We start from the raw sequence: 2,631 nt of genomic DNA, 5'->3' as shown, positions 1-2,631 counted from the left end.
TTTTCAACTATTAAACCTATTTTCAGGAATTTAAATAGGTATAAGGTTAAAATTTTAAAATGGGTAGATCATTCTATAAAGTAGAATTTACGGGTTACGGAAGCTTGAATAGTCGATATAGACAATCTCTAAATTTGGAAATCCGCCATGACTGGAGTAATAGTGAGGATGATGCTATTAGTGTCTTGATCATCATTCGGGAAGAAATTCGTAAACATTTTCAAAAGTTTGAAATCCACAGTATAGACAAGTCTTAAACCTCTCAAAAACATAAAACAACTTAACCCGACTATTGGGATTTATTCAGCTTTTATTTAGGTAGAATACCTATTAAAAATTAAAATAAGAAGCTCCATGAACTACAATTTAGATGGGAAGATATTTAAACCGGTAAACAGTACAGAAAATGGTGAAGTTGATTCACAAACTCTTTTTTACTATCAACAAACAGGAAACCTAGTTACTGCCAAATACAAAGGGGGAAGTATAATTGAAGGCCATTTAATTGCGAAGGTATTAGATAATGGGCAGCTAGATATGAGATATCATCACTTAAACACAGCAGGTGAATTTATGTTAGGAAAATGTCTTTCCACTCCTGAGCTTTTAGATAATGGTAAGTTAAAATTTAAAGAGGAGTGGCAATGGTTATCAGGAGACAAATCGTCAGGGATTTCAGAAATTGTGGAGATAGATGAAGTGACGGAACAAATGCAGTAATCCCATCGGATGTGCTGCTTTTCTTAATCTTTCCATATAGGCAAAGAAGAGAATTGGAAATAGTAATGAGTCAAGATTAGATTTTCCTTCCAACACCCTTAGAGATACCATTTCTCATTTTGGCGAAAAAAAATGGCTTTTATTAGGATATAAAATTAAACAACTTAGAATTAATTAAAGGTGTGTTTAATAACAGTCAAAGCTTAGATAATAAAATTAGATGCTTTTGGTCTGGATTTGGTTTAAAGTTTTGAAGGACCTTTCTTCAAAAAAGGATTATATAACTTAGGAAAAAGATTTCTAAGTATTAAAAATATAAACATTGAATTGGTAAAAAGATACCTTTTCCATAACCTTCGGGGCTCCTGATAAAGACGGTATGCCCACTCCAAGGAAAGGTTTCTTGCCCATAGCGGAAGCCTTTTTTCCACGCCCGCAAAGACCATAAAAGACTGCCCAACACCTATCATACAGGTATTAAGTTTTTCCTTATGAGCAGCCATCCACTTTTCCTGTTTTGGACAACCCAATGCAACAAATAAAATATCAGGATTTGCCATATTGATGTCATCCACAACTTCCTGATCTTCGGAGTCGATTAGTGGCCGAAAAGGGGGAGAAAACGTGCCTGCAATGTTTAAATTTGGAAAATTCTTAGATACTTTCTTTCTTATTTTACTCAACACCTCGACGGTGGAACCATAAAAATAAACAGATTTTCCTCTTCTTTCTGCTTCTTCCAATAGGGTAGGCATCAAGTCCATTCCGGCTACTCTTTCTTGATCAATTTTATCAAACCATTTTATTACTTTTGATAAAGGAGTCCCATCAGGCGTTACTAAATCAGCTTCATTTAAAACTTTGTTAAATGCATTATCCTTGTAGGCTTCAATCAGCATATGAACATTAGCACAACAAACATAGGATGATTTTTTCCTACCAACTAAATCAAAAATATTTTCAATAAATTCATCAAAAGAACCTGTTGTTATCTGAGAATTTATTACAGTTCTTTTTTCCATTAAACCTTGGAGTAAGAAATCCTATTAATTTATTTTTGAGAATGATTAGAATTGAATGGATTAATTGATTCCACATATCCTTTTTGCTTTTTCATTTTCTTTATGGCTGCTTTATTCATCTTAATCTTCAGGATCCAAAAGAAAGATCCTATTATCCTTTTACCATGAAGCTCCCAAACAAAAAGCATCAAACTTGGAATCAGGAATATTTAATTTCCATCTTTTCCCATTCAACCGTTTTATAAACTTCTCTAATTCCCTGTTGTAAAGAAATCTGATGTTTCCATCCCAGGTTTTCCAATTTACTTACATCGAGCAACTTTCTCAGAGTTCCATCCGGCTTGTTGTGGTCAAAAGACAGCTCTCCTTTAAACCCAACAATTTCTTTTATCAATTCCGCCAGCTCCTTGATGCTCAAATCTTTTCCTGACCCGACATTAATGGTTTCCCATCCACTATAATTTAACATCAAAAAAAGACAGGCATCGGCAAGATCATCCACATGTAAAAACTCTCTCCGGGGAAGCCCTGTCCCCCATATTTCAACAGTAGGAATGCCTAACATTTTCGCTTCATGAAACTTTCTTAACAAAGCTGGTAAAACATGAGAGGTTTTTAAATCATAGTTATCATTTGGACCATATAAGTTCGTAGGCATAGCAGATATAAAATTACAGTTATATTGCTTTCGGTATGATTCGCACATTTTTACACCCGCTATTTTGGCTATGGCATAGGCTTCGTTAGTTTTTTCCAAAGGACCTGTCAAAAGGTATTCCTCCCGGAGAGGTTGTTTAGCTTCCTTTGGATAAATACAAGAAGACCCCAAAAACAAGAGTTTCTTTACCTTATTTTTATAGGCCTGATGAATTACATTTGTTTGAATCAT

4 protein-coding genes are annotated in these 2,631 nt (G+C 34.4%); 2 read left to right on the top strand and 2 right to left on the bottom strand.

Features of this window, described 5'->3' with window-relative positions:
* The first annotated feature begins 59 nt into the window (after positions 1 to 59).
* Entirely contained in the window at positions 60 to 257 is a 198-nt protein-coding gene (locus E1171_RS03165) for a hypothetical protein (RefSeq protein WP_155204002.1), read from the top strand.
* A 97-nt stretch (positions 258 to 354) separates the two neighbouring features.
* The gene (locus E1171_RS03160) at positions 355 to 720 is read left to right on the top strand and encodes an avidin-fold protein (RefSeq protein ID WP_155204000.1); all 366 of its coding nucleotides are present in this window, start codon (positions 355 to 357) and stop codon (positions 718 to 720) included.
* A gap of 242 nt (positions 721 to 962) precedes the next feature.
* Here the strand turns inward: E1171_RS03160 and E1171_RS03155 are convergent, their stop codons facing one another.
* Positions 963 to 1,742 (bottom strand): WecB/TagA/CpsF family glycosyltransferase, encoded by a 780-nt coding sequence (locus E1171_RS03155; protein WP_155203998.1) that lies wholly within the window; start codon positions 1,740 to 1,742, stop codon positions 963 to 965.
* Between the two features lie 199 nt (positions 1,743 to 1,941).
* Positions 1,942 to 2,631, bottom strand: a 690-nt coding sequence (locus E1171_RS03150) for a GDP-L-fucose synthase family protein (RefSeq protein ID WP_155203996.1), incomplete at its 5' end; no start/stop codon positions are given.

This window comes from Xanthovirga aplysinae (assembly GCF_009711365.1).
Lineage (GTDB): Bacteria > Bacteroidota > Bacteroidia > Cytophagales > Cyclobacteriaceae > Xanthovirga > Xanthovirga aplysinae.
The sequence above is the reverse complement of the archived record's forward strand: the minus strand, read 5'-3'. Positions and strand labels throughout refer to the sequence as shown.